At 51.6% G+C, this 2518-nt stretch carries 3 protein-coding genes; all 3 read right to left on the bottom strand.

Features of this window, described 5'->3' with window-relative positions; translation table 11 throughout:
- Positions 1-61: 61 nt before the first annotated feature.
- On the bottom strand, positions 62-1039 hold the full coding sequence (locus STRDD11_RS11510; protein WP_241209444.1) for a zinc-binding alcohol dehydrogenase family protein: 978 nt from the start codon (positions 1037-1039) through the stop codon (positions 62-64).
- Positions 1040-1191: 152 nt separating this feature from the next.
- Entirely contained in the window at positions 1192-1818 is a 627-nt protein-coding gene (locus tag STRDD11_RS11515) for an endonuclease III domain-containing protein (protein WP_128837415.1), read from the bottom strand.
- The coding region (locus STRDD11_RS11520; protein WP_164828483.1) for an ATP-binding cassette domain-containing protein at positions 1815-2518 on the bottom strand (704 nt) is incomplete at its 5' end. The genes STRDD11_RS11515 and STRDD11_RS11520, both read right to left, overlap by 4 nt.

Here is a 2518-nt window from a genome sequence, read left to right on the forward strand (position 1 = left end):
GGGTCTGGCTGCTTGCTTTTTCGTAAAATTCATTGGCTGATAGCTCGTTCATCTTTTCTCCTCACGATTTTCTCTCATCATTGATAATGATAACTTTTCCAAAACCAGTCTTCCCTTCAATGTAGGCATGGGCGTCTGGCACCTGCTCTAAAGGGAAAACCCGGCGCGGAGTGACATTGACCTCATAGCGGTCAATATAGGCAAACAGCTCGTCTATCAGGGACTGACTGACATTGCCAGAGTAAAAGCTGGTCAAAAAGCTATTGTTTTTGATTTCCACAATAGGGTCAAAATTTTCCAGATACCATTGACCGCCCAGCTGGCCGGTATTGCAGATAATGCCGCCTTCCGCTATATGGGCAAAAGAATCCTTAATCGTCGCCGGACCGGTCAATTCAAGGATTTTTTCGAACTTCTCATCGGTCTCCAGCCGACCGTTCTGGTCCATGATAATGTCATCATAGGGCTGATGCTGGAGCAGAAACTGCTTCGAACCGCTGCGCACAGATCCTGCGATATAGGCATTGGGAAACCGCGCCTTGACCAGACGGGCGAAGGCCAGACCGACACCGCTGGTGGCCGCCCGCACTAAAATCCTGTCGTTTTCCTGCACCTGAAGATTTTTCAAAGAACCAAAGGCCGTGTAGTAGGTCTCAGGCACAGCGGCTAATTCTGTCCAAGTCAAATCGGTCTTTACTGGGTAGATCTGCTCATTGGGCAGGAGGACAAACTCTGCATATGATCCGTCATAAGCCCGGCCCATTTCGCCCATGATGGAGACAACCTTCTGGCCCGGCTGCAGGTCCGGTCGGGTCGTCTCTGCCACCTGACCGACGCACTCAATCCCCAGAATACGAGGAAATTTCACTGTAGGCGACAGTCCCTGCCGTGTAAAGATTTCTGAGTGATTGATGCCAAAGCCTCTGACCTTGACCAAGGTCCAGCCCTCCCTGACTTGAGGAATAGGTCTGTCTTCTAAGAGCAGCTTTTCCGGCCCGCCTGCTTCGTAAATCACAATGGCTTTCATTTTATCTGTCATGGTCCTACCTTCTTTCATGTTTTTGATAATTCTAGGCAATAAAGGTCAAAAGGATGAAAACAGTCAGCGTTACCAACATGTACAGCGAAGTAAAGGCTGAGGCAAAACTCTTTTCCTCATAAAACAGTAAATATTCCTAAACTGGTTCTAAATCAGCTCAGCAGCCAAGTCTCGTCCAGCTTCCTCTTGGCCAGCCGATAGGCCTTTCCGTGCACATCAATGGCCGCATGCCACTCGCGGCACTGCTTTTGGCTTTCGTACTGGGCTAGATGCCCCCAAGCCTGATGCAAGTCCTCATAGGCAGGAAATTCACCCAGCCCCAGCCGCTGAAAGAGCCGCCTGGAGTATTCATCCGCTACAAAGACCTTGCGCTTAAAGATATAAAGCAAAATGACGTCTGCTGTTTCTGGACCAATGCCTTTGATGGCCAAGAGTTCCTGCCGCAGCGCTTCCGTCGTCCGGCTGTGCAGCTCTTCCATCCGATCCTCATAGGGCAGGAGCCAGCCGACTAAATTTTTAATGGTCTGAGACTTTTGTTTACAGAAACCTGCCGGCCGAATGGCCTCCTGCAGCTCCTCCAAGGGCAGGTCCGCCAGCTGCTGCAGATCCAAACAGTCCGCTAAATTCTGCAGGGCCAGCTTGGCATTTCGCTCCGTCGTCCGCTGAATGAGCACCATGGACAGCAGGTCGCCGACGATATTTTTCTCCTGCCACCAATCCTGATGGCCATAATGGGCCACCAGACGATTGAGCACATCCACAAGCTTCTGATCAGTCATTTGCTCACTCCTGCAATATCCAGCAAATCCCGGACAAAATCATTGGCAGGCTGCTGCTGGATTTCCATCGGGCTGGCAAACTGCTGAATCTGCCCGTTGTCCAAGACCAGCACCTTGCTGCCTAGCTTCAGGGCCTCAGTGATGTCGTGGGTAATGAAGACAACCGTCATTTGATTGGTCTGATAGAGCTTTTTGAGCTCGCGCTGCAGCTGATAGCGGGTAATGGCATCCACTGCACCGAAAGGCTCATCCATGAGGAGAATGGACGGATTGGCCCCCAGTGAGCGGGCGATGCCGACTCGCTGGGCCTGACCGCCGGATAATTCTGCCGGATAGCGGTCTTTTAAGTCTGCTTCCAAGTCCAGCATGGCCAGCTTTTGCTCCACTATAGCAGCAATCTGTTCTTCCTTCTGTCCCTGGAGCCGCAGGACATAGGCGATATTTTCTGCGACGGTCATGTGGGGAAAGAGGACATTGCCCTGAATGGCGTAGCCAATCTGCCGCCGCAGCTGGATCAAATCCTGCCCTTCGATATCCTGGCCCTTGACCAGCACCTGTCCCTGATCCGGCTTGACCAAGCCATTGACCATCTTGAGCAGGGTCGTCTTGCCAGATCCGGACCTTCCGACAATGGTCAGAAAGTCTCCCTCCTCAATTTTCAGGCTGAAATCTTTCAGAATCTCCTTGTCTCCGTAAGCTT

The organism is Streptococcus sp. DD11 (assembly GCF_001578865.1).
GTDB lineage: Bacteria > Bacillota > Bacilli > Lactobacillales > Streptococcaceae > Streptococcus > Streptococcus panodentis.

What these genes read in the sequence shown, in the direction of transcription:
- STRDD11_RS11510 (WP_241209444.1), bottom strand. Translation starts at nt 1,039, where the DNA reads ATGACAGATAAAATGAAAGCCATTGTGATTTACGAAGCAGGCGGGCCG.
- STRDD11_RS11515 (WP_128837415.1), bottom strand. Translation starts at nt 1,818, where the DNA reads ATGACTGATCAGAAGCTTGTGGATGTGCTCAATCGTCTGGTGGCCCAT.